The organism is Bordetella ansorpii, from assembly GCF_900078315.1.
Classification (GTDB): domain Bacteria; phylum Pseudomonadota; class Gammaproteobacteria; order Burkholderiales; family Burkholderiaceae_B; genus Bordetella; species Bordetella ansorpii.
Genome location: NZ_FKBS01000029.1, coordinates 1,047,211 through 1,069,661, shown reverse-complemented (window position 1 = coordinate 1,069,661; position 22,451 = coordinate 1,047,211). Strand labels below are relative to the sequence as shown.

Genomic DNA, 22,451 nt, shown 5'->3' with positions numbered 1-22,451 from the left:
TTCAATTCGTCAACGGGGATGACTATGACGCAAGGCCGCGATCTCGCCTTTTATACGGCGGACACGCCCAATGGGCAGAAAGTCAGCATCTTTCTCAAGGAGGCCGGACTGGCCTATGAGCAGTTCGACCTCGATCTCGACAGGGGCGACCAGCATCGGCCGGATTTCCTGAAGATCAACCCGAACGGCAAGATTCCAGCCATTGTGGATCGGGAGGCCGGCGTGACCGTCTTCGAGTCCGGCGCCATTCTTTCCTATCTTTCGTCGAAGACCGGGTGTCTGCTGCCCGCGACGCAAGCCGAGAACACTGCCGTACAGCAATGGCTGCATTTCCAGATTGGCGGCATCGGCCCGATGCTCGGGCAGCTATGGTGGTTTCTGCACGCCTCGAAAACGGGGAATGCCGAGGCGATACAGCGATATCGGAACCAGTCGCTTCGTCTCTACCAGGTGGTGGATACCCGCCTGGGCGATTCCGCCTTCATCGCCTCGGATCACTACAGCATCGCCGATATTGCCGCGTTCACCTGGCTGAGGACCTGGGGCGAGTTGAACCTGGACATCACGCCCTACTCGCATGTGCGGCGCTGGCTCGATGTGATCGCCGCACGGCCGGCGGTGCATGCCGGGCTGCTGGCAAACCAGCCGGCCTGCAGGGCCGCCGCTGGCCGTTCAGCTTCCGGGGAGGATTGAGACCGTGGCGTGGCTGTATCTGCTCATTGCCGCGGCCCTGGAGATCGTGATGGGCCTTTGCCTCAAGTTGAATGCGGGGTGGACTCGGCCGGGGCCGAGCCTCGGCGCCGTGATCGCCGGGTTGGGCAGTATCTATCTGCTGGCTTTGGCGTTGCGGTCATTGCCTGTCGGGACGGCTTACGCCATCTGGACCGGCATCGGCACGGTCGGGCTGGTTCTGGTGGGGGTGTTCGTATTTCGAGACGAGATGAGCTGGCTGCAGGCCTTCTTCCTCGGCCTGACATTCATCGGCGTCATCGGATTGCGCTTCTGCGCAGCGGCGGCATGACACCGCAGGCAGGCGTACGTTTCGGTTCGCACCCGGCTGTGCGAGGCTCCTTTTAGTGTGAACAGGCCCTAGGCCGCCGAAGCGGGTTGCGCTTCCGCCCGCTCGTTGTCCACCGCGCCCTGCACCATTTCTTCGGTCACCCGCAGCTCCACCCCCACCGGCGTCATCTGCGCGGCCGAGGCGAACGGCGCCACGGGGGTAGGCGGTGCATACTTGCTGCGCTGGCGGATGAAGGACGCCAGCAGGGCCACGTTGAGCATCGCGAACGACAGGAACAGGCCGCTGGCGCCCACCTGGTCCATCAGCCACGAGATGGCCAGCGGGCTGGCCGCCGAGCCGATGGAGTTGATCAGCAGCAGGCCCTGGATCATGCGCACCAGTTCGTCCGCCGGGGCGCGGTCGGCGGCGTGACTGACCGCCACCGGATAGACCGCGAAGATGCCGCCGCCCAGCAGGAACAGCAGCACCAGCAGCAGGGTGGGCGAGGGCGGCAGCGCGACGATGGCCAGCGACAGCGCCAGGCAGAAGGCCGCCAGGGCGATCAGCACGGTGCGGCGGTCGCGGCGGTCGGACCAGCGGCCCACCGGATACTGCAGCACCATGGCGCCCAGGATGGTGGCGGCCATCATCTGGCCGATCTGCTCGACGCTCATGCCGATGCGTTGCAGGTACAGGGGCAGCAGGGTGTAGACGGCCGCGATGGCGATGCCCGAGCCGAAGCAGCCGGCCACGCCGGTGGGCGAGGTGCGCAGCAGCATGCGCGGCGACAGCGGCTCGATGCGCTCGACCAGCGGCGACACGCGCGGGATGATGACCATGGGCATGACCGACAGCGAGGCCAGCATGCCGGCGACCATGAAGGGGGCGGCGTCGCCCCAGCCGTCGATGGTGCCCAGCTTCAACTGGCCCAGCATGCCCGAGCCGTACAGCACGATCATGTAGACCGCCAGCAGGCGGCCGCGCAGTTTCTGGTCACCCGCCAGCAGCAGCCAGCTTTCCACCACCAGGAACACGCCCACGATGGCCCAGCCGCAGATCAGGCGCAGGATGAACCAGGCCGTGGGGTCCAGGTACAGGCCCTGCAACAGCACGGTGACGGCGATCAGCGAGGCGAAGCTGCTGTAGGCGCGGATATGGCCGATGCGCACGATCAGGCGGTCGTTGAAGACGGCGCCCAGCGACAGCCCGATGAAGTACGAGGCGGACACCATGCCGATGACGGTGGCCGAGACGCCCGCGGCGTCCAGCCGCAGGGTGGTCAACGAGGAGATGAACCCGTTGCCGATACAGACGATGAACAGCCCGAGCAAGGGCCCGAGCACCAGGGCAAGCAACTGCCGTGACATAGCGTTCCAGAAGCGAGGAATGGCCGCGGAAAAGGCTCCGCGCGCCGGATGGTTCCCCCTGGCAACGCCCGCATCGGATTCTTGGTGCCGGTGCTGGAAAATTGCGCCGCGAATTTTACTCTCAAGAGGCGCTCGGGAAGGAGCGGCATGAGTGCGGCTGTTGCGGCGATGCCGCAGTAACGGATCGGGCCACGCGTGGTGGCCCGGTCGGTAGGCAAAGCGGGCCGGCGCGATGGCCGGTCTGGCTTCGCAGCGGGGGGATTACGCCTCGGGGGCGGCTTCCTGGGCGGCGGCCGGCTGGATCTGGTTGATCAGGGCGGGCCAGGTATTGATCGACAGCAGGTGGCAGTAGACCAGCGGCAGCCAGCCGTTGGCGCGCCAGCGCAGGAAGGTCTCGTCCGGCAGCTTGTTGAACTTGGCTTCGTCGATGACCTTGAAGCCCGACATGGCCAGGCGCTCGCCGCCGGGCAGGGTGATGTCGGCGCGGTTCTCGATCAGCAGGTCGGCTTCGGCCAGCGCGCGGGCGAATTCCAGCGTATAGGCGTGCTGGTTCTGGTAGTCGCGGCAGAACTCCAGGGCGCTGCGCGCCATGGCGGTGGGCTCGCCGGCGTCGTCGAAGAACGGGTTGTCACGGCCTTCGACCACCGAGGCGGCCTTCTCGTCCACGCACAGCGTGAACTGGCTGCGGTCTTCGTTCTCCATGAAGATGAAGGGATAGCGGCGGACGTAGGCCGGGATGTAGGTGCCGGCGCGCCATTGGCCTTCGGCATCGACGAACAGGTTTTCCTGGCCGCGCACGCCCAGCACGGCCACGGGCGTGGGCTGGTCGCCGTCGGTGAAGACGATGGGGAAGTGGCGGCACGCCGTCGGCAGTTCGGTGGCCACCAGCGGCACCGCGTTGGTCTTGGCGGCGTAGGCGAAGCCCGTATTGCCGGCCAGCGACAGGTTGGCGTGCACGCCGGCAGCCAGAGGACGGGGTTGCTCGTAGAACAGCGGAAGCGAAGTCGAAGTCATTTCTGGGTATCAGAGAGAGCGTTGGGCATCGGTCTGGCTGCTTTCGTCGTCGGACGATTGCGAGCCATTGCCGGCCGGTTGTTGCGACGATCCCGTCGGCGCCTGCAATACCGAATCGTTGCCCGCGGGCACATTCAGCATGTTGACGTCGCCGGCGGGCAGTTGCCACTGGGTGGTGTCGGCGAAAGCCACCGTCAGAACCTGCGGATCGAGATAGGCGCCGAGCGCATCAGGACCATAGGCATCAGGTGTCACCGTACCACGGAACAGCGAATCGGCCGTGGGCTTGGACGGCGCGATCCAGCGCGGCGCCGTCACGGCGGCCACGCGGTTGACGATGTCGGTCGGGCCCCAGACGGCGCCGTTCATGAAGAACGGCGATCCGGCCAGCGAGCTGGTGACCAACGACGCGGCGAAGGCGCCGGTCTTGGTGGCCAGCGTGCCGTAGACCTGGGCCGAGCCGGCGGAGGGCACGGCCAGGACGGCGACGTCGAGCTTGTGGCTCGGGTCGGCGTCGTTCAAGCCGATGGCCAGGTTGCCGGTGGCGCCCAGGGCGACGTTCAGCGTGGCTTGCGGTCCGATGATGCCGGTGGCCGTGAGGTCGCCGTTGGTGCGGATGACGGCGCTGTCGCCCTGGATGCGCGCGACGGCGCCCAGGTTGATCGCGCCCTGGTCCACCAGCAATTGGGCCGGCAGCAGCAGGGTGGCGCCGCCGGTCTGCGAGAAACCGGTGGCGGCATGCACGGTGGCGTTCTGGGTGAAGGTCACGGTGCCGGCGTCGTCGGTGTTGACGATGCGGATGGCGCCGTTCTCGGCACTGACATCGCCGCCGAAGGCCAGGCTGCCGCCGGCCAGATCGAGGCTGTCGGTGGCGGTCAGCTTGCCCTGGTAGGTGGCCGACTGGGCCTGCAACTGCTGGACGCGGTAGGCGCTGACGTCGCCGTTGAACACGATGGTGTTCACGGCCTGCAGGGTCAGCACGCCCAGGCCGGTGGCGTTGCCGGCGACGCGGATGTCGCCGTTGGCGCTCAGCGACAGGTTGTTGCCCGCGCCGTCGAGGGTGCTGCCGAACACGATAGAACCGTTGCTGCTGGCCAGGTCGCGCGCACCCGTCAGGGCCACGGCGCCGGAGTAGGCCTGGTTGCCGGTGGTGGCGACCGAACCGGCGTCCATGGCGGTGGCGCCATCGACGGTCAGGTCGCGCAGCGCGGCGACCGCGCCCAGGTTGCCGCGCACGTCGGCGTTGCCGGCGATGCGCAGGCCTTGCTGGCCGGCCTGCGTGGCGTCGGCGCCGGACAGCAGCGTGACGGTGGCGCCGGTCAGCACCGTGTCGGCACCCAACACGGCACGTTCGCCGTAGGTCTGGTTGCCGGTGGTGTCGACCGAGCCGCCGTTGATCTGCAGCGTGCCCGCTTCGCTGGTCGCGACCGACGCGGCGCGGACGGCGCCGTCGAAGCGCGTGTCGCCGCTGGCGTCGATGACCAGCGCGCCCAGGCGGTTGGCGGTGCCGATGGTGTCGGCGAAGGCGATGTCGCCGCCGGCCTGGACGGAGAAGTCCGCCGTGCCGTCTACCGGGCCCTCGAAGCCGATGTCGCCGTTCGCGCTGGCCAGGGCTTGCGCCGCCGTCAGGGTGACCGCGCCCAGGTAGGACTGGTCGCCCGTGGTGGCCAGGCTGCCGCCGTTGAACGTGGTGGCTCCGCTGACGGTCAGGCTGGACAGCGGGGCTGTGGTGCCGAAGGCGCCGGCCAGGACGGCGTCGCCGTCGATGACCAGGGCGTGTGTGCCGTCGCCACCGTTCAGCAGGGCGACCTGCGTGCCGGTCAGGGTGGTGTCCGCGCCCAGCAGCACTTGGCCGTCGTACTGTTGCGTGCCGGTGGTGTGGACCATGCCGCCGTCGATCAGCGTGGCGCCATTGCCGAGCGTGGCCACCGATGCCGCGTAGACCGCGCCGCCGACGCGCGTCGTGCCCGACGTGTCGACCGTCAGGTTGCCCAGGGCCGCGCCTTGCGCGCCGACGGCTGCCGTGAATTCGACGTCGCCGTCCTGCGTGGCGATGCCGAGGTCATGGCTGCCACCCAGCGTGTCCGCGAAGACGATGTGGCCGCCTTGCGTGGCGAGCTGCTGCGCGCCGGCCAGGGTGACGGTGCCGTTGTACGACTGGTCGCCGGTGGTGGCGATGCTGCCCTGGTTCAGCGTGGCGTCGCCGTTGATCGTCAGGCTGGCCAGTGCGGTGGTGGCGCCGAAGGCGCCGCCCAGCATGGTGTTGCCGTTGATCGTCAGCGCGTGGCCGCCGTCGGCGCCGGCCGTCAGGCTGACGCCGCTGCCGGTCAGGACGGTGTCCTGGCCCAGCGTGACATGGCCTGCGTACCACTGGCCGGCGGTGGTCAGGATGCTGCCGCCGTCGATGGCAACGCTGCCCGAGCCGGTCTTGGACAACATGGCTGCCTGCACCGCCGCCGAGAAGGTGGTGGCGCCGGTGGTGTCGATGGTCAGGTTGCCGATGGCTTCGGCCGCGCCGATGGCGCCGTCGAACGAGACGTCGCCGCCGTTGGCCGCGATGGCCAGCGCGTGACCGCCTTCCAGCGTGCCGCCCAGGTGGACATCGCCGCCTTGGGTGGCCAGCGAGACATCCTGGCCCAGCGTGACCGCGCCGTCATAGGACTGGTCGCCGGTGGTGGCGATGCGGCCGGTATCGATGGCGGTGGCGCCGGTGACATCCAGGGAGGCCAGCGCGCGGTTGGCGCCCAGATTGCCGCCGAGGGTCGCGTCGCCGTCGATGGTCAGCGATTGCGCACCGGCCGTTGCGGCGTCCGCGCCCTGGGACAGGTTCACGGACGACCCCTTGAGCGTGGTGTTCGCGCCCAGGACGGCCAGTTCGCCGTAGGTCTGCGTGCCGGTGGTGTCGACGCGGCTGCCGTTGATGGCCAGCGTGCCGCCGACGTTGGTATCGACCGACGCGGCGTAGACCGCGCCGCCCAGGGTGGTGGCGCCGGTGCTGTTGATGGCCAGCGCGCCCAGGCGGCCGGTGGTGGCGTTGCCCACGGCCTGGGCGAAGGTGACGTCGGCGGCGCCGGCATTGACCGTCAGGCCACTGCCGGTGTTTGCGGCGCTGGTCACGGTGCCGCCGAACCCGACATCGCTGTCGGTGGTGCCGATCAGCAGCGCCTGGCCCAGCGTGACGTTGCCCTGGTAGGACTGGGCACCGGTCGTCTGGATGGCGCCCGTGTTCAGGGCAGCCGTGCCGGTGATGGTCAGCGCGGCCAGGGCGGCGTTGCTGCCCACGGTGCCGCCGATGTGGGCGTTGCCGTCGATGGTCAGCGATTGCTGGCCGGCTGCCACGCCATCGACACCTTGCGCCAGCGTGACGGTGGAACCCTTCAGGGCGGTGTCGGCGCCCAGCACCGCGCGTTCGCCATACGACTGCGTACCCGTGGTATCGATGCGTGCGCCGTTGAGGAACAGCGTGCCCGGCGCATCGGTGGTCACCGAGGCAGCATAGACGGCTTGGTCGAAAGTGGTGGCGCCGCTGCTGTTGACCACGACCGCGCCCAGGCGGCCGCTGCCGGCGTCGCCCAATGCTTGCGAGAACTGTGCATCGGCGCTGCCGGACGAAACCGTCAGGCCATGGCCGCCGTTGGCGGCGCTGATGACGGTGCCCGAGAAGGTCACTGCGCTGTCCACGGTGCTGGCCGACAGGTCGTCGGTCAGCGTGACATTGCCTTCGTAATGCTGCGCGCCGGTGGTGGCGATGGTGCCCGCGCCCAACGTGGCGGTGCCGGTGATGGTCAGCGAGGCCAGGGCGGTATTGGCGCCCACGGCGCCGTTGACCACGCCGTCGCCGGTGATGGTCAGCGCATGCGCGCCGTCCGCGCCGGCCAGCGTGACCGTCGTGCCCGTGAGCTGCGTATCCGCGCCCAGCACGGCCCGTTCACCGTAGGACTGGGTTCCGGTGGTGTCGACCAGGCCGCCGTTGATGGCCAGGGTGCCCGGCGCGTCGGTGGTGACCGATGCCGCGCGGACTTCGCCATCGAAGGTGGTCAGGCCGGCGGTGTTGACCGTCAGGTGACCCAGGCGGGTGGGCAGGGGATCGATCGAGCGGGTATAGATGATGGCGCTGTTGCCGACCTCGTTGAAGGTCACGTCGCCGGCTTCGGTGGAGGTGACGGTCAGGTCGTACTCGCCGCCCAGCTTGGCGGCGAAGGTGACGTTGCCGGTCGTGGTGCTCAGCGTGTGGTCGTCTTCCAGGGTGACGTCGCCGCCGTAGACCTGGTCGCCGGTGGTCTTGATGGTGCCGCCGCTCAGGCGCGCGTCATCGTTCAGGGCCAGCGAGGCGAGCGCCGCGTTCGCGCCGATGGCGCCGCCAATGAAGGCGTAGCCGTTGACGGTCAGCGACTGGGCGCCCGCCGTGGCCGCGTCGGCGCCCTGGCTCAGCCTGACCGAGTTGCCGGTCAGCGTGGTGTCGGCGCCCAGCACGGCGCGTTCGCCGTACGACTGGCCGAGGGTCGTGTCGACCAGGCCGCCGTCGATGGCCAGCGTGCCGACGGCATCGGTGGTGACCGATTGCGCGTAGACCGCGCCGCCGAAGCGGGTGAGTCCGGCGGCGTTGATGGTCACGTCGCCCAGGCGGTCCACGCCGTTGCCGCCGATGCCGCTGGCGAAGCTGACGTTGCGGGTACCGGCGTTCACTGTCAGGCCGAAGGTGCCGCCCTTGACCGCGTCGGAGAACGACACGTTGCCGCCGCTGGTCAGCGTCAACGAATGGCCCAGCGTGACTTCGCCCTGGTAGGACTGCGTGCCGGTGGTGTCGATCGAGGCGGTGTCCAGCGTGGCGTCGCCGGTGATGGTCAGCGAGGCCAGGGCGCGGCCCGCGCCGATGGCGCCTTCGATCACCGCGTTGCCATCGATGGTCAGCGACTGCCCGCCCTGCGTGGTGGCATCGGCGCCGGCCGCCAGGGTCACTTCGGATCCCCTCAGCACGGTGCCGGCGCCCAGCACGGCCAGTTGTCCGTAGCGCTGCGTGCCCGTCGTGTCGACCACGGGGCCGTTCAGGGCCAGCGTGCCGGTGCTGCCGGTATCCACGCTGGCGGCGTACACCTGCCCGTTGAAGGCGATGGCGCCACCGGTGCTGATGTCCAGGTCGCCCACGCGGTTGGGGCCGGACGTCCCCAGTCCGTTGACGAACGTGACATTGCCCGAGGTGCTGCCGATCGTCAGGCCATGACCCTGATCGATGTCGCCCATGATGGCCTGGTCGAAACGGATGTCGCCCGTGGTGCTGGTGAGCGCCACCGTGTTCGACAGGCTGGCGGTGCCCTCGTACGTCTGAGCGCCCGTGGTGGTGATGTCGGCGCCCAGGTTGGAGCCGCCCGTGACGGTCAAGGCTTTCAGGGCCACGTTGCCGCCCAGCGCGCCCTGGATCAGCGCGACGCCGTCTACGGTCAGCGATTGCTGGCCAGTGGCCGTGCCATCCACGCCGCCGATCAGGTCGACGACGTCGGACGTGAACGTGGTGTCCGCGCCCAGCGTCACGTGCCCGTAGTAGCTCTGCCGGTCGGTGGTGTCGATCAGGCCGCCATTGATGGTCGTGTTGCCGGACGCGCTGGTGGACAGCGACGTGCCGTACACGCTGCCGTTGATCGTGGTGGCAGCGCTGCTGGAGAGCAGGATCGCGCCCAGGCGCGCATCGCTGCTGCCCAGATCCTTGGCCAGCAGGATGTCGCCGGCGTCGGCCAGGATGCGCAGGCCGTACGCGGTGTCGGCGTCACCGATGACCTTGCCCGACAGGGTGATGCCGTCGCGATAGGACGACATTTCCAGCGAGCTGGCCAGCGTGATGTCGCCCTGGTAATCCTGGGCGCCAACGGTCCGGATGGTGCCCGCGTCCAGGGTCGCGTCACCGGTGATGGTCAGCGACTCCAACGCGAAGCGGGATCCCACCGCGCCGCCGATCGCGGCGTCGCCGGAAATCAGCAGGGTTCGGTAGGCATTCGAAGACGAGTCCACGCCCGCGCTCAGGGTCACGGCCGTGCCCGTGAGTTCGGTGTTCGCGCCCAGCACGGCCCGTTCACCGTAGGACTGGGTTCCGGTGGTGTCGACCAGGCCGCCGTTGATGGCCAGGGTGCCCGGCGCGTCGGTGGTGACCGATGCCGCGCGGACTTCGCCATCGAAGGTGGTCAGGCCGGCGGTGTTGACCGTCAGGTGACCCAGGCGGGTGGGCAGGGGATCGATCGAGCGGGTATAGATGATGGCGCTGTTGCCGACCTCGTTGAAGGTCACGTCGCCGGCTTCGGTGGAGGTGACGGTCAGGTCGTACTCGCCGCCCAGCTTGGCGGCGAAGGTGACGTTGCCCGTCGTGGTGCTCAGCGTGTGCTCGTCTTCCAGGGTGACGTCGCCGCCGTAGACTTGGTCGCCGGTGGTCTTGATGGTGCCGCCGCTCAGGCGCGCGTCATCGTTCAGGGCCAGCGAGGCGAGCGCCGCGTTCGCGCCGATGGCGCCGCCAATGAAGGCGTAGCCGTTGACGGTCAGCGACTGGGCGCCCGCCGTGGCCGCGTCGGCGCCCTGGCTCAGCCTGACCGAGTTGCCGGTCAGCGTGGTGTCGGCGCCCAGCACGGCGCGTTCGCCGTACGACTGGCCGAGGGTCGTGTCGACCAGGCCGCCGTCGATGGCCAGCGTGCCGACGGCATCGGTGGTGACCGATTGCGCGTAGGCCGCGCCCTTGAAGGTGGTCTTGCCACCGGTGTTGACCGTCAGGTCGCCGATGCGGCCGGTACTGGGGGCAACGGACGCCACGAACGTCGGCAGCACTTCGGCGCTGCCGATCTGGCCGAAGGTGACGTTGCCGTTGCCGGTGGAGGTGACCGTCAGGTCGTAGGGGCCGCCCACCTTGCCGTCGAACGTGACGTTGCCGTTCTGCGTGGTCAGCGCCTGGTCGCCATTCAGCGTGACGCTGCCCTTGTAGTGCTGCGCACCGGTGGTGGCGATGGTGGCGCCTCGCAGCAGCGCCGCGCCGTCGATGGTCAGGCTGCTCAGCTTGGTGCCGGCGCCGATGGCGCCGCCGATCGTGGTGTCGCCCACGATGGTCAGGTCCTGGTTGAAGTCGTGGCTGTCGACGCCGCCGTCCAGCGTCACGTAGCTGCCGCTCAACACGGTGCCCGAGTACAGGATGACCTTGCCGTTGTAGTACTGCGTGTCCGTGGTGGTGACGCCGCCGCCGCCGATCAGCGTGATCGTGCCGGTGCCGATGCTGCTGAACGAACCGACGTCGATTGCGCCCTTGAAGAGCGAGTCGTTCGTGGTGTCGAGCGTCAGCGCGTGGGCGCCGGTGACACCGGTTTCGAAATCGATCGTGCCGGCGCCGGTGGAGATCATCACGTCGCCGCCCAGGGTCGCGCTGCCCCACAGCGTGAAAGAGCCGTCCTGGGTGGTGTAAGTGCCGTCCAGCGTGACGTTGCCGTTATAGCCCTGGCCATTGCGGGTCGTCACGTTGGCCAGCGAGATATCGCCGCCGACGACGTCCAGTCCGCTCAGGCCGACGACATCGCCGTTCAGCGTCACGCTGCCCGTACCGGCCAGCAGTTGCGTATATGCATTGCCGCCGGTGACCGTGCCGTCGATCTCGATGTCGCCGTTCTGGGCTGCCACGCTCAGCACGTGGTAGTAACCGGTCAATGCCAGGTCGCCCTGGATGTCGACGCCGCCCGCGGTCAGGCTGCCGTTGAGCGTCACGTCGCCCACATAGACCTGATTGCCCGAGGTATCCACAGAGCCGAGCGTGATGTTCTGGCCGGTGAAGGTGACGCTGGTGGCGTCGGTCTCGGCGATGTCGGCGGCGGCCGTGAGGTCGCCATCCGTGGCGGTCAGCGAGATGTGGCCGCCCTGGCCGAACAGCGGGTCGGTGACGTCCCGCGTCTTGCCGGCCTTCAGCGCGCCACTGACTGTCAGCTCGTCGGCGGCCACCACGTACACGTCGCCGTTGGCGGTGGTCGCACGGTTCAGCGTCAGTGCGCCCAGGCCCTCCAGGTAGATGCCACCCGTGCCGAGCACGTTGGCGCTGACCTGGGTCGCACCGGTGGTGAAGTAGGCGTCGGCGGCGCCGATGGCGCCCCAACTGGTCAGTTGCAGCGTGGCGGCGGTGATGCCGGCGCCGTGGGCCGTGTCGAGCAGGCTGCCCTGCGCGGCGTTCAGGACGACCGTGCCGGTCGCGCCGCTGTCGATGCTGCCGACGGCGATGTCGCCGTTCTGCGCCGTGACCGTGATCGTCCTGCCCGCGCCGGTGCTGGACACCGACCGGGCGTCGACGCCGCCCGTGGCGGTCAGCGTGACGTCCGCCGCGCTCTGGACGTCCGTGGCGGTCAGGTTGCCGTCGGCGTGAACGTCGAGGGCGCCTTGCCAGTCGGCCGTCGCGTCGAGATCGCCGGTGTTGGACACCGACAGCTTGCCCGTGCCAGTGCCGGTCTGGGTGGCGTCCAGGCTGGCCACCTGGGTGTCCAGCGTGGTGTCGCCACCCGCGGTGCCGCTGTTGAACGACAGCGAACCGGCCTTGACCGACAGCGCGCGCGGCTCGGCGCCCGCGGCGACCACATCGGCCGTGCCGGTCAGCGTCACCGCGCCGGCAGCCTCGATGCCCGTGGCCGCCAGCGTCAGCGTGCCGCCGGAAACCAGCGACAGGTTGTTCTGGCCGGTCTGCAGGTTGGTGGCATCCAGGTCGCCGCGGCTACGGACGTAGGCCGAGCTGTCGGCGCCGGTCTGGGTCAGGTGATCCAGCGACAGGGCGTTGGTGTTGATGTTGTACAGCGCGATCACGCCGTTCTCGCCGGCCGAACTGATGTTGCCCAGCACCGAGACATTGATGTTCAGTTCGCTGGCGGTCGAGCCGATGCTGCCGCCAGCCGAGGCGTTCAGGGTGCGCGCGCGGATGGTGCTGTCGTAGGGCCGCAGCGCGGAGATGTCACCGCCGGCCTGCAGCGTGACGTCGCCTTGCAAAACGCCGTCGATGTAATTGACGATCAGGTCGCCGTCGGTGGCGATGGAGATGTCGTTGCCCGCCGTATTGGTCGTCACGCCCACGTCGTAGGCGATCGTGTCGCCCGCGGTGGTGATGCCGATGGGACCGCGGTAGGCCTGTATCGAGGTCAGCGTGATGCCGCTGGCATTGTCGTCGTCGATGTAGATGGCGCCGTCGCCGGTCACGGAGGCCGACAGGTTGCCCGTGGTGGTCTGCACCGTGTCGCGGCCGCCGGCGACCGTGCCGCCGATGCCGGCGCCGGATCCCAGCACGACCGCATTGCCGACGATGCGCGTGTCGGCGTTGCCGTCGTCGACGATGGTGCCGCCGGCCTGGCTGTACTGGAGCGTGACCATGCCGCTGCCGGCGTCGATGTTGCCGACGGTCAGGCGCTTGTTCGCCGTGCTGGCGTTGCCCACGACGGAGATGTCGCCGTTGCTCGCGATGGCGTTGGCGATCTGCAGGTTGCCCTGTGCGATGACGTCGATCGCGCGGCCCGACACGTACGCGAACACCGTGTCGCTGGTGTCCGACTTCAGGTACAGCGTGCCGGATTGGCTGCGGGCGTCCACGTGCTGCCCGCCCAGCGTCAGGCGGGCCGCGCTGTGGCCGATGTCGCCCGTGGCGGCCACGGTAACGGTGTTGGCGCGGATCGTGGCGTCGCTGCCGTCGACGTAGATGTTGCCGTTGCCCGCGGTCATCGAGATGCGGCCATGTTCGGCGCCGGCGGTGACGTTGCCGGTGACGATGTAGCCGCCCACGCTGACGGTGATGTCGTTGCCCGCCGCGTCGGTGAGCGACTGCGCGCTGGCCAGCACCAGATTGCCGGTCGAGGTGATGACCGTGGCGCCGTTGTTCACCGAGGTCGTCAGCCTGCCGAGCAGGTCGCCCTGGTTGGCCAGGTACAGCGAGCCGTCGCCGGTCACCGTGGCCGTCACCTGCTTGTTGCCGCCCTGGATCAGCAGCGCGGCGTCGCGCGTGCCGATGCCGTCGGACGCGGTCAGCGTGATGCTGCCGCCGCCGCTGCCGCCGATCGCGGCGGGATTGGCATTGCCCTGGATGCTGCCGGCGTCGGCCAGCAGCGTCAGGGCATTGTTGGCGCCGTACTGCAACTGGCCCACCAGGATGTCGCCGCTGGTGGTCCAGACCGACAGGCCGCCGCCCGCCTTGACGTTTTCCAGGTCGAGGGTGCCGTTCTGCTTCAGCCAGATGCTGCCGCCCGCGGTCGCGGTGATGCTGCCCACCTGGGTGTAGAGCGGGCGCAAGCCGTCGCCGATGCCATACAACGCCGATTCCCCCGCATCCAGGACCAGCTTGCCCGCCGTGATCAGCGAGCCGGTGCCGGCGGCGCCGATGCCGCCCGCGCCGTCGGCCGTGTCCGGGGCCGCGCCCGCGGTCAGCGAGACGGTCCCCGTGTTGCCGACATTGACCTGGTCCACGCGGATGCCGCCATTGGCCACCAGCGCGAAGTTCAGGCCGGTGGTGTCGGTGAGCGTGGTCAACGTGACGGTGCCGAGATTGTCCGTGCCGTCCAGGACGATGTGATCGCCGGTGATGCTCAGCGTGCCGTTGCTGCCGTTGCCTGTCGGCGTGCTGGTGCGGTCGATGACCAGGTCGGTCAAGTCGGCCACGCTGTCGAGGTAGAAGCTGCCCGGCGTGCGCACGGTCAGCGAGGCCGTGTCGACGTTCAGGCGGTTGCCGCTGTTGCCGATGCTGCGGAACGAGTCGTAGCCCGCCTGCAGGCTGACGCTCTGGCCCTTGACCAGATTGGACGTGCCGGCGGCATTGATGTCGCCGCGTTCGGACGACAGGGCGACCGCGCCGCCTGCCGTCACGTTACCCACCGTCAGGTTGGCCTGGACGTTGCCAATGTCCGCCTTCAGAGTGACGTTGCCGTCGGCGGTGACGTTGGTCGCATTCAGGCCGTACTGTTCCTGCAGCGCGATGCTGCCGTCCGCGCCGTTGGCGGCCACGGCCGTCAGCGTCACCGTGGTGGTGCCGCCGCCGTAGGCGTAGGTCTGGATGGCGCTGTCGTTGCCGATCGAGCCCGCGGCCTTCAGCGTGACGTTGATGGTGTCGCGGATGATGCCGCTGAGGATCGAGCCACCCTGGTTGTCGATGTCCAGCGAGTAGCCGTTCAGGTTGATCGAACCCAGGGCGATGTCGCCCACGTAGTTCACCAGCGAGCTGTCGCCCCGGCCGGTCAGGCCTTGCAGCGAGGTCGTGCCGTTCAGCGTGATGTTCACGCCGCCATCGCGCGAGTTGGCGGTCAGGCTGTCGACCTTGCTGTCGATGCCATGGCCGGCGGAGCCGATGCTGGTGTCGCCGGACAGGCGCAGGTTGCCCGCCAGGATGCGGGTGTCGGCGTCGCCGTCGTCGACCAGCGAGCTGTTCTGCGCGTACAGCGACACGTCGTCGTTGCCGACGTCGATGGCGCCCACCTTGATGCCGCGCGAGCTGGTGACGTTCAGGGCCATGCCGTCGGCGTCGCCGGCGTTCTTCAGGTACAGCGTGGAACCGTCGTCCTCGGCCTCGAAGGCCAGGCTGCCCAGGCCGTCGCGGGTGGGGGCGTTGATGCCGTAGCCACGCGCGTCGCTGCCATACGCGTAGAGCGTCAGCGAGTCCAGGTGCGTGTTCGAATCGACGTAGACGTCGCCGGTGTTGTTGATGGTCAGCACCGGCGCGGTGATGCGCAGGCCGGCGCCATCGGCGCCGATGGCCGAGCCGCCGGTCGCGGTCAGGTTGACCTGGGCGGCGGTGATGCGGTCCGTGCCCAGCGGATCCAGCATGGAAATGCCTTGGCTGGATTCCAGGTTGACCGTGCCGCTGGTCAGCACGTCGATGTTGCCGACCCGCAGGGCGTGCGTGGAGCGGAACGTGAAGTTCAGGCCCGTATCGTCGGTGACGTTGCTCAGCGTCGTGGCGGTGCCGTCGTCCGTGGCGGTGAACGCCAACTCGGGGGCGGTGATGCCGTACGACACGGCCGTGCCGGGCGCAGCGTTGGCCCGCACCGACAGCGACAGCAGGTCGCGGTCGTTGGTGACGTACGCGCTGTTGCCGGCGTTGATGGTCAGGTCGCGCGTGGCCGTGCTGATGGCCGAGCCGGACGTACCGATCGCGCCGGTGGCGGACAGCGTGATCTTGTCGCCGCGGATGACGGAGGCCGGAGAATTGTAGTTGTTGATCTCCGTGCCGCTCAGGGACAGCGAATGGCCCGCGCCCACGTCGATGGGGTTCATGCGCAGGATGTTGTCGCTGCTGAGCGTGAAATCGATACCGGTGGTGTCCGACAGGCCGACGAGCATCGCCACGCCGTTCGAGTTGTCGCCGAGATCGAGCGACAGCCCCTCCGCCGTGACGCTCAGATACTTGTCGCCCACCGTGGCGTGCGAGACGCCGACGTCCAGGCTGAACAGGTTGCTGGCGTTCTGCACGGCCAGGCTCTCGCCGGTGCGCGTGGTCAGGCGGCGCGTGTCGGTCAGGATGGCCGCGCCGGCGGTGCCGATGGATTGCTGCGCGCTCAGCGACAGCACCGGCGCGACGAAGCGGCCGGTGCCCGATTGGGTGATCGAGCCGCTGGTGACGGCTACCGTGGCCGAGCTGCCGGCCTTGTTGTTCAACAGCGCCAGGTCTTTGTCGTTCGATACCCACAGGTTGTTGGCCACGTCCGACGACAGCGTATTGACGCTGATGTAGAGCGGCCGGGAGGGGATCTCGTTGTAGCGGCCCTGCACCGAACCGGCGATCAGGGTCAGGTCGCCGGTGCTGATGTCGGCCCCGCCGGGATTGCTGCCGCCCGTACCGGTGCTGGTGCCGTAGAGGGTCCCATCGGTCTGGAGGGTGACCGAACCGCCTGCGCCGGTCTGGACGTTGTCCACCGTCAGCGCGCGGTCGGAGGCGAAAGAGAAATCGAGGTCTGCGCTGGTGCTGACGTCGGTCAGCGTCACGCCGGCCACGGAGCCCGAACTGGGCGAGTCCGATACCGAGAACGTCAGGCCGTCGGAGGTGACGGAATAACTGTTCTGTTGCGAATATTCGCGGTGCAGCGCTTCGATCGACAGCGAATCCAGCGTGCTGCCCCCGTTGTCCACCGCGATGCTGCCTTTGGAGGACAGCGCCAGGTTGGCGGTCACGGTGCGCGCGGAGATCGAGGCATAGTCGCCCGTCGTGCCCAGTGCGATGCTGCCGGCGGTGATGGCGCCGTTGCCGCCGATCGAGGTATTCACGCCCGTGGCGGCTTCGCGCGTCGTCAGCGCCACGGAACCCGCCGCGCCGGTGTTCAGGTTGTTGACCTGCAGGCGGGTGTTGATGTCCAGCGAGAAGTCCACGCCGGGCAGGGTGGCGTTGATCGTCGTGAGATACGAACCCTGGCTGATCTGCAGGACCTGCCCGGCCCCCAGGCCCTGGAACGAATACGAGTTGGACAGCGGCGCCGAGGCGTAGCTGCGCTGCGTCAGGTCCAGGTCGATGCTCTGCAGGGCGGTGCCGCCGTTGTCGATCTGGACTCTGTCGGTGGCCGTGATCTTCAGCGCCTGGGTGTTCAGGCGCATCATGGTGCCGCCGATGCTGCCCGCGCCGGCCATCGCGCCGTCCGGCGCGATGGCCGACAGCGACACCGAGGCGCTGGTGATGCGCCCCGTGCCGCCGCTGACGCTGCGGATGTAGGAGTAGTAGCCGCCGCCTTCGGTGGACAGGCTGACCGAATTCGCCGCCGCGACGGTGTCGGTCTCGATGCTCTTGCTGTTGGTGAAGCTGAAGTCGGCCAGGCCCGTGCCGCTGACGTTCGACAGCCGGTGGATGTAGCCCAGGTCGGTGATCGTATAGGTCTGGTCCGGCGCCGTGATGGCGAAGGTGCTGACGGCCTGCGCCATATCGGTGCTGGTGATGGCCAGCCGGGACAGGGCGGTGTCGCTGGCCACGAACATGTTGCGGCCCGCGGTCAGGTCCAGGTCGTTGGTGCCCGACACCTGCAGGGCGCCGCCTTCGTCGGACGAGCCCAGCGAGTAGCCCCTGCCGGCCGACAGCGTGACCTTGCCCGCGCGGATCGCGCCGGGGTTCTCCAGGTCTTCGTTGGCGACGTTGCCGTTGGTGGCGGTCAGCTTGACCGAGCCGGCGGTGCCGACGTCGATGTCGCCCACCAGCACGCTCTTGTAGCCGGCCGTGAAGCTGAACGCCAGCGGGCTGGCGCTCAGCACCTTCGTCAGGTGATAGTAGTTGCCGTCGTCGCTCAGCGTGAACGTCTGGCCGGTGCCGGTGATGGCCAGCGTGCCCGTGCCGACGCCGGTGCGGGTGATGTCCAGGCTGGTGTAGGCCTGGTTGTTGTCCACCGCGATATGGCCCGGCGCCGTCACCGTCAGGGCCGGCGTATCGACTTGCAGGTGCTGGTCGGCGGTGCCGAGGTTGCCGCCGGCCGACAATTGGACGCTGTTGGACGTGATGCGGGTGCTGGTGTTGCCGTCGTCCAGGATCGAGCCGATGGTGTTGACCAGGCTGGCCGCAGCGGTGCCGCGCACGTTGCCGACCACGGTGTCGCCGCTGTTCTGCTTGTAGTCGAAGCGGCCCGTCGCATCGATGGTGCCGAGCGTGGTGGTGCCGCTGCCCAGGTTCGACAGGAAGATGTTGCGGCCCGATTGGCGCGCATTCACCGTGAGGGTCAGCGGCGTGGTGCCGTCCAGCAGGATGGCGCGGCGGTTGCTGTTGCCGCCGCCGGGGTTGGTCAGGTCGGCGGCGCCGATGTCCTTCCACGCGGTCAGGCTGACGTTGCCGTTGGAGCGGATGGTGCCGTAGCCATTGCCGTTGGTGATGGCGCCGGTGTCCGCGGCCAGCGTGACGCCGCCGCCGTAGCTCTGCACCGTGCTCGTCAACGCCAGGTCGCCCTGGAGCGCGCTGATGGAAACGTCACCCCGGGCGTAGATCCCGCTGAGGTTGATGGTGTCGGTGTAGTTGCTGATGCCGGCCGGGCGGGGCAGGCGGACGTAGTAGCCGCCGTTGCTGGCGTTGCCGCTCAGGTTGGCGGTCATGACGTCGATCGCATTGCCCGAGGCGCCGACCGCCTGGTTCGCGTACAGCGTGACCGAGTTCGCCAGCAGCCAGGTCAGTCGGGAGCCGTCGTCCTTGATCGAGCCGTTCTCCGCGTTCAGCGTGAGGGAACCGCTGGAGCTGGTGTCGACATTGCCGACCGTGATGTTGCGGTCGCTGGTGAAGTTGAAGTACAGCGAGCTGCTGTCGCGCACGTCGCGCAGCGTGTAGCCGTCGGTGCTGTCCAGCACGTCGAACAGCAGGCTGGGCGCGCGCAGGCGCAATTCGTTGACGTCGGTGTCCGATGCATGGCGCGCCTCGATGGTCAGCGAGCCGAGGTCGGCCACGCTGGTGGCGTACAGATTGCCGCGGGTGACCAGGGTCAGGGACGAGGCATTGGTCTCGACTTCGCGCACGCTGGTGCCGATGCTGCCTTGCAGGGCGGACAGCGTGATGTTGCCCGCCGTGACGCGCGTCTCGTCGTTGCCGTCGTCCAGGATGTCGCCGGCGCGGGCGGTGAGCCGGACCGAGCCGCCGCCCTTGATGTTGCCCAGGATCAGGTTGCGGTCGCCGCTGAAGCTGAACGTGGTCAGCGGCGTGCTGTACACCTTGTTCAGGTGATAGCCGTCGGCCAGGTCGGTGACGTCGAAGTCGAGATAGGGCGACGTGACGCTCAGCGTGTTGAGCACCGTGTCGTCGGCGTGCGTGTGGACGATCGACAGTTGGTCCAGCGACTTTTCGGTATTGTCGACGTAGATGTCGGCGCCGCCGGTCAGCGACAGGATGGCGGTGCGGGTGCGCAGGCGCGTGGCGGCGTTGCCCAGGTCTTGCGTGGCTGACAGCGCGACGCTCTGGCCGGACAGCAGGTTGCCGGTCTGGCCCAGGATGGAGCCGTTGCTGGTCTGGATCGACAGCGCGCCCGTGCCGGCGTCGACCTGGTCGGCCGTGATGTTGGCCTGCGAACGGACGATGATGCCGCTGTAGGCTTTCAGCGAGCTCAGGCTCGTGGCGTTGGCGCCTGTGCTCAGGTAGATGCTGCCGGCCTTGGCGACGACCGTGCCCGCAGCCAGGCGCAGCAGGGTGTTGCTCTTGCCGATGGTATAGGTGCCGGTGGCGTCCGGCGCCAGCAGCGTGACCACGCTGCCGGTGATCAGAGAGGTGCTGGTGCCGGTGATGTCGCCTTGCGTGGCGCTCAGCGCCACCGTGCCGGTGCCCGCGTTGATGGTGCCGCCATCGCCCATGGCGATGCTCTTGCCGCCCAGCGAAATGGCGCCGCCGCCCGAGGCCACGCTGCCGACCGTCAGGCCGCCCGAGCCGGTGATGGTGATGGTGTTGTTCTGCGTGCTGGCCTGGACGATGTTGGCGTTGGTCGCCTCGATGGCGATGCGGCCAGCCGTCGTGACGGCATCGATGTCGGCCGCGTCGGTGCGGATGGCGGCGTACGGACCGATGCCCGTCTCGGCGCGCAGCGTCAGGCTCGCCGCCGAGACGAGCGTGTTGGCGTTGCCGTCGTCCTGAATGTCGCCCGTCGTCGACCGCAGCGTTGCGCTGCCGGCCTCGATGCTGCCCAGCACCAGCGTGCCGCGCGTCGTCGCGGACAGGGTGCCGGCGGTGTCGATGGCGCGCAGCAGCACGGGGGCCGCGCTCGTGTTCTCGACGTAGATGCCGGCGTTGCCGGCGCTGGCGGCCAGCGTCGCGGTGGAGATGTTCAGCGCCTGGCCCGCGGAGCCGATCGCGCCATTGGCGGCGCGAAGCGTCACGCTGCCGGCCTTCAGCACCGACAGGTCGTCCGTGGACGCGATGCTGCCGTTGGTCGAGGTCAGCGCGGCCTGGCTGCCGCCCGTCAGGTTGATTTCGGTCACGGCGATGGAACGGTCGCCCGTGAAGGAGAAGTTCAGGTCCGTGGCGCTGCGCACGAGATCCACCGTGTACCGCGAACCATCCAGCAGGCGGATGATCTGCGACGGCGTCTTGACCTGCAGCCAGTTGATGCGGTTGGCGTCGGCGTGGCGGTGGGTCAGCGTCAGGTTGGACAGGTCGACGTAGTTCTCGACCGCGATGTCGCCGCCCGAGCTGACCGCCAGGGTCGGGGCCTGGGTCTTGACGAAGGCCGGGGTCGAGCCGACGTTGCCGTTCTCGGCGCTCAGCGTAATCGAGCTGCCCTTGACGCGTTGCGGGTTGCCGCCGGTGTTGTAGATCGAACCGGAGGTGCTCTGGACCAGTGCGGCGCCGCTGCCGGCATCGATGACGTTGGCCAGGTTGATGTCGCCCGAGGCGCTCAGCGTGATGGCGCCGCCGTTGCTGGTCAGCTTGCCGATGTTGTCCAGCTTGCTGCCCACGCCCAGCGCTTCCAGGGTGATGTTGCCGCCCTGGGTGCTGATTTCGGTGTTGCTGTTCTCGAACTTGATGCCGCCCGATTGGCTCGAGCGCAGCGTGAAGGTGTTGCCGGTGACGGTCTGCAGTGCGATCGCGTCCACGTCGCTGGCGATGGATACCAGGCCCGTGGCTTCCAGCTTGATATTGGCGTTGCCAGCCAGGCTTTCCAGCAAATCGACCGACACGGTGTTGTCGGCGGTGTTGTCATCGCCGTTATTGATGGTGCCGTCGCCGGCTGCGCCATCCTGGTCGCCGCCGCTGCCGGCGACGATGCGCAGGTCGGTGGGGTCGATCAGCAGGGTGCCGGTCTTGCCCTTGGGCGCGCGCAGGTCGGCGTTGCCGGTCAGGCCGATGTTCTTCTTGCTGGAGACTTCGGCGAAGCCACCGTCGCCGCCATTGGCGCCGCCGCGAGCCGACAGGTCGCCGGCGAAGGCGGTGGCTTCGTTCGACCACATCGTGACGTTGCCGCCGTTGCCCTTGTCCGTTGCGTCGGCCTTGAGCTTGGCGCCCTTGGCCACGCTGACGGTCTGCGACTTGCCGCTGAAGGCGGCCGAGCCATCATCGGGCTTCACACCCAGGCTGCCCAGGGCGATCTCGCCGCCGCCGGCCGCGCCGGAGACGTCCACGACCGCATTGCTGGCGACCTTGACGTGTTCACCCGTGACGACGACCTTGCCGCCGGTCTCGCCGGTCTTGGTGCCCGTGGCCTCCACGGTGCCCGCGACGTTGACGATGCCCGCATCGCCGCCCGACAACACGATCTTGCCGTTCTGCGTACCCACGGACTTGGCGCTGACGATGCCCTCGGTGTTGATGACGTTGTCGACCACATTCTTGACGGCACGCGCCGTCATCAGCACGGTGCCGCCATCGGCGCGGATGACGCCGGTGTTGTGCACCAGCGCGGTGACCGCCTTGCCATCGGCGCCGACGGGCTGCTGGTCGACGACCGAGCTGGCGTCGAAGCTGAGCAGGCCGTCGCCCTGGAAGTCGACGGTGACGGTCTTGGCGCCGGCCAGCGCCACCTTGCCCAGCTTGGCCTGGATGACGCCCGAGTTCTTGACCGAGGGCGCGACCAGGGCGGCCAGGCCGCTGTCCTTGATGCTGATGGTGCCTTCGTTGACGATGGCGGCGTTGAGGTTCTTCGAGGCCTGGTCGAACTTGTAGTTGCCGGCCAGGAAGTCGCGGTCGTTGATGTTGGCGGTGGTGGCGACCAGGCCACCGACGTCGATGCGCGCGCCCTTGCCGAAGACGACCCCGTTGGGGTTGACCAGCATGACGGTGCCGTTGGCGTTCAACTTGCCGAAGATGGCCGAGGGATCGTTGCCGACCACGCGGTTGAGGGTGACGCTCTTGCTGCCCGGCTGACGGAAGTTGACCGTCTCGTTGGCGCCGATGCTGAAGTCCTTCCAGTTGATGATGGCTTTGCCCGTGGACTGGTTGATGTCGACGGTGCCGTTGCCGCGATCCACGATGTTGGCCGAGCCGGCGACGACGTTGCCGCCGGTGGGGTTGGCGTGGGCGGCGGGCGAGGCCAGGGAGCCGAGGACCATGGCCAGCGTGCTCAACGCGGGCAGGGCGGAGACGGCGGTGTCTTTCTTCAGGTGCAGACGGCGGGCAGGCTTGGCAGCGGAACGCTTGAGGGTGCGGGCTTGGGTCATGGTCGGTCTCG

General features: G+C 68.6%; 5 protein-coding genes. 2 read left to right on the top strand and 3 right to left on the bottom strand.

What is annotated here, in order from left to right:
* Positions 1 to 24: 24 nt before the first annotated feature.
* Positions 25 to 693, top strand: coding sequence for a glutathione S-transferase family protein (locus tag A7W11_RS26400; protein WP_066421898.1), 669 nt, complete (start codon positions 25 to 27; stop codon positions 691 to 693).
* 4 nt (positions 694 to 697) lie between these two features.
* Positions 698 to 1,021, top strand: a complete 324-nt coding sequence (locus A7W11_RS26395; protein WP_066421228.1) for a DMT family transporter — start codon at positions 698 to 700, stop codon at positions 1,019 to 1,021.
* Positions 1,022 to 1,089: 68 nt separating this feature from the next.
* Here A7W11_RS26395 and A7W11_RS26390 read toward each other — a convergent pair whose 3' ends face one another.
* The 3 genes from A7W11_RS26390 to A7W11_RS26380 form a co-directional block, all read right to left on the bottom strand.
* The gene (locus A7W11_RS26390; RefSeq protein WP_066421224.1) at positions 1,090 to 2,367 is read right to left on the bottom strand and encodes an MFS transporter; all 1,278 of its coding nucleotides are present in this window, start codon (positions 2,365 to 2,367) and stop codon (positions 1,090 to 1,092) included.
* Between the two features lie 261 nt (positions 2,368 to 2,628).
* Positions 2,629 to 3,381, bottom strand: a complete 753-nt coding sequence (locus tag A7W11_RS26385; RefSeq protein ID WP_066421221.1) for a SapC family protein — start codon at positions 3,379 to 3,381, stop codon at positions 2,629 to 2,631.
* A gap of 9 nt (positions 3,382 to 3,390) precedes the next feature.
* Positions 3,391 to 22,440, bottom strand: a complete 19,050-nt coding sequence (locus A7W11_RS26380) for a two-partner secretion domain-containing protein (protein ID WP_066421215.1) — start codon at positions 22,438 to 22,440, stop codon at positions 3,391 to 3,393.
* Positions 22,441 to 22,451: the final 11 nt, after the last annotated feature.

Excerpts from the sequence above, each read along its gene's own strand:
- A7W11_RS26385 (WP_066421221.1), bottom strand. The coding sequence starts at position 3,381 with ATGACTTCGACTTCGCTTCCGCTGTTCTACGAGCAACCCCGTCCTCTG.
- A7W11_RS26400 (WP_066421898.1), top strand. The coding sequence starts at position 25 with ATGACGCAAGGCCGCGATCTCGCCTTTTATACGGCGGACACGCCCAAT.
- A7W11_RS26380 (WP_066421215.1), bottom strand. The coding sequence starts at position 22,440 with ATGACCCAAGCCCGCACCCTCAAGCGTTCCGCTGCCAAGCCTGCCCGC.
- A7W11_RS26390 (WP_066421224.1), bottom strand. The coding sequence starts at position 2,367 with ATGTCACGGCAGTTGCTTGCCCTGGTGCTCGGGCCCTTGCTCGGGCTG.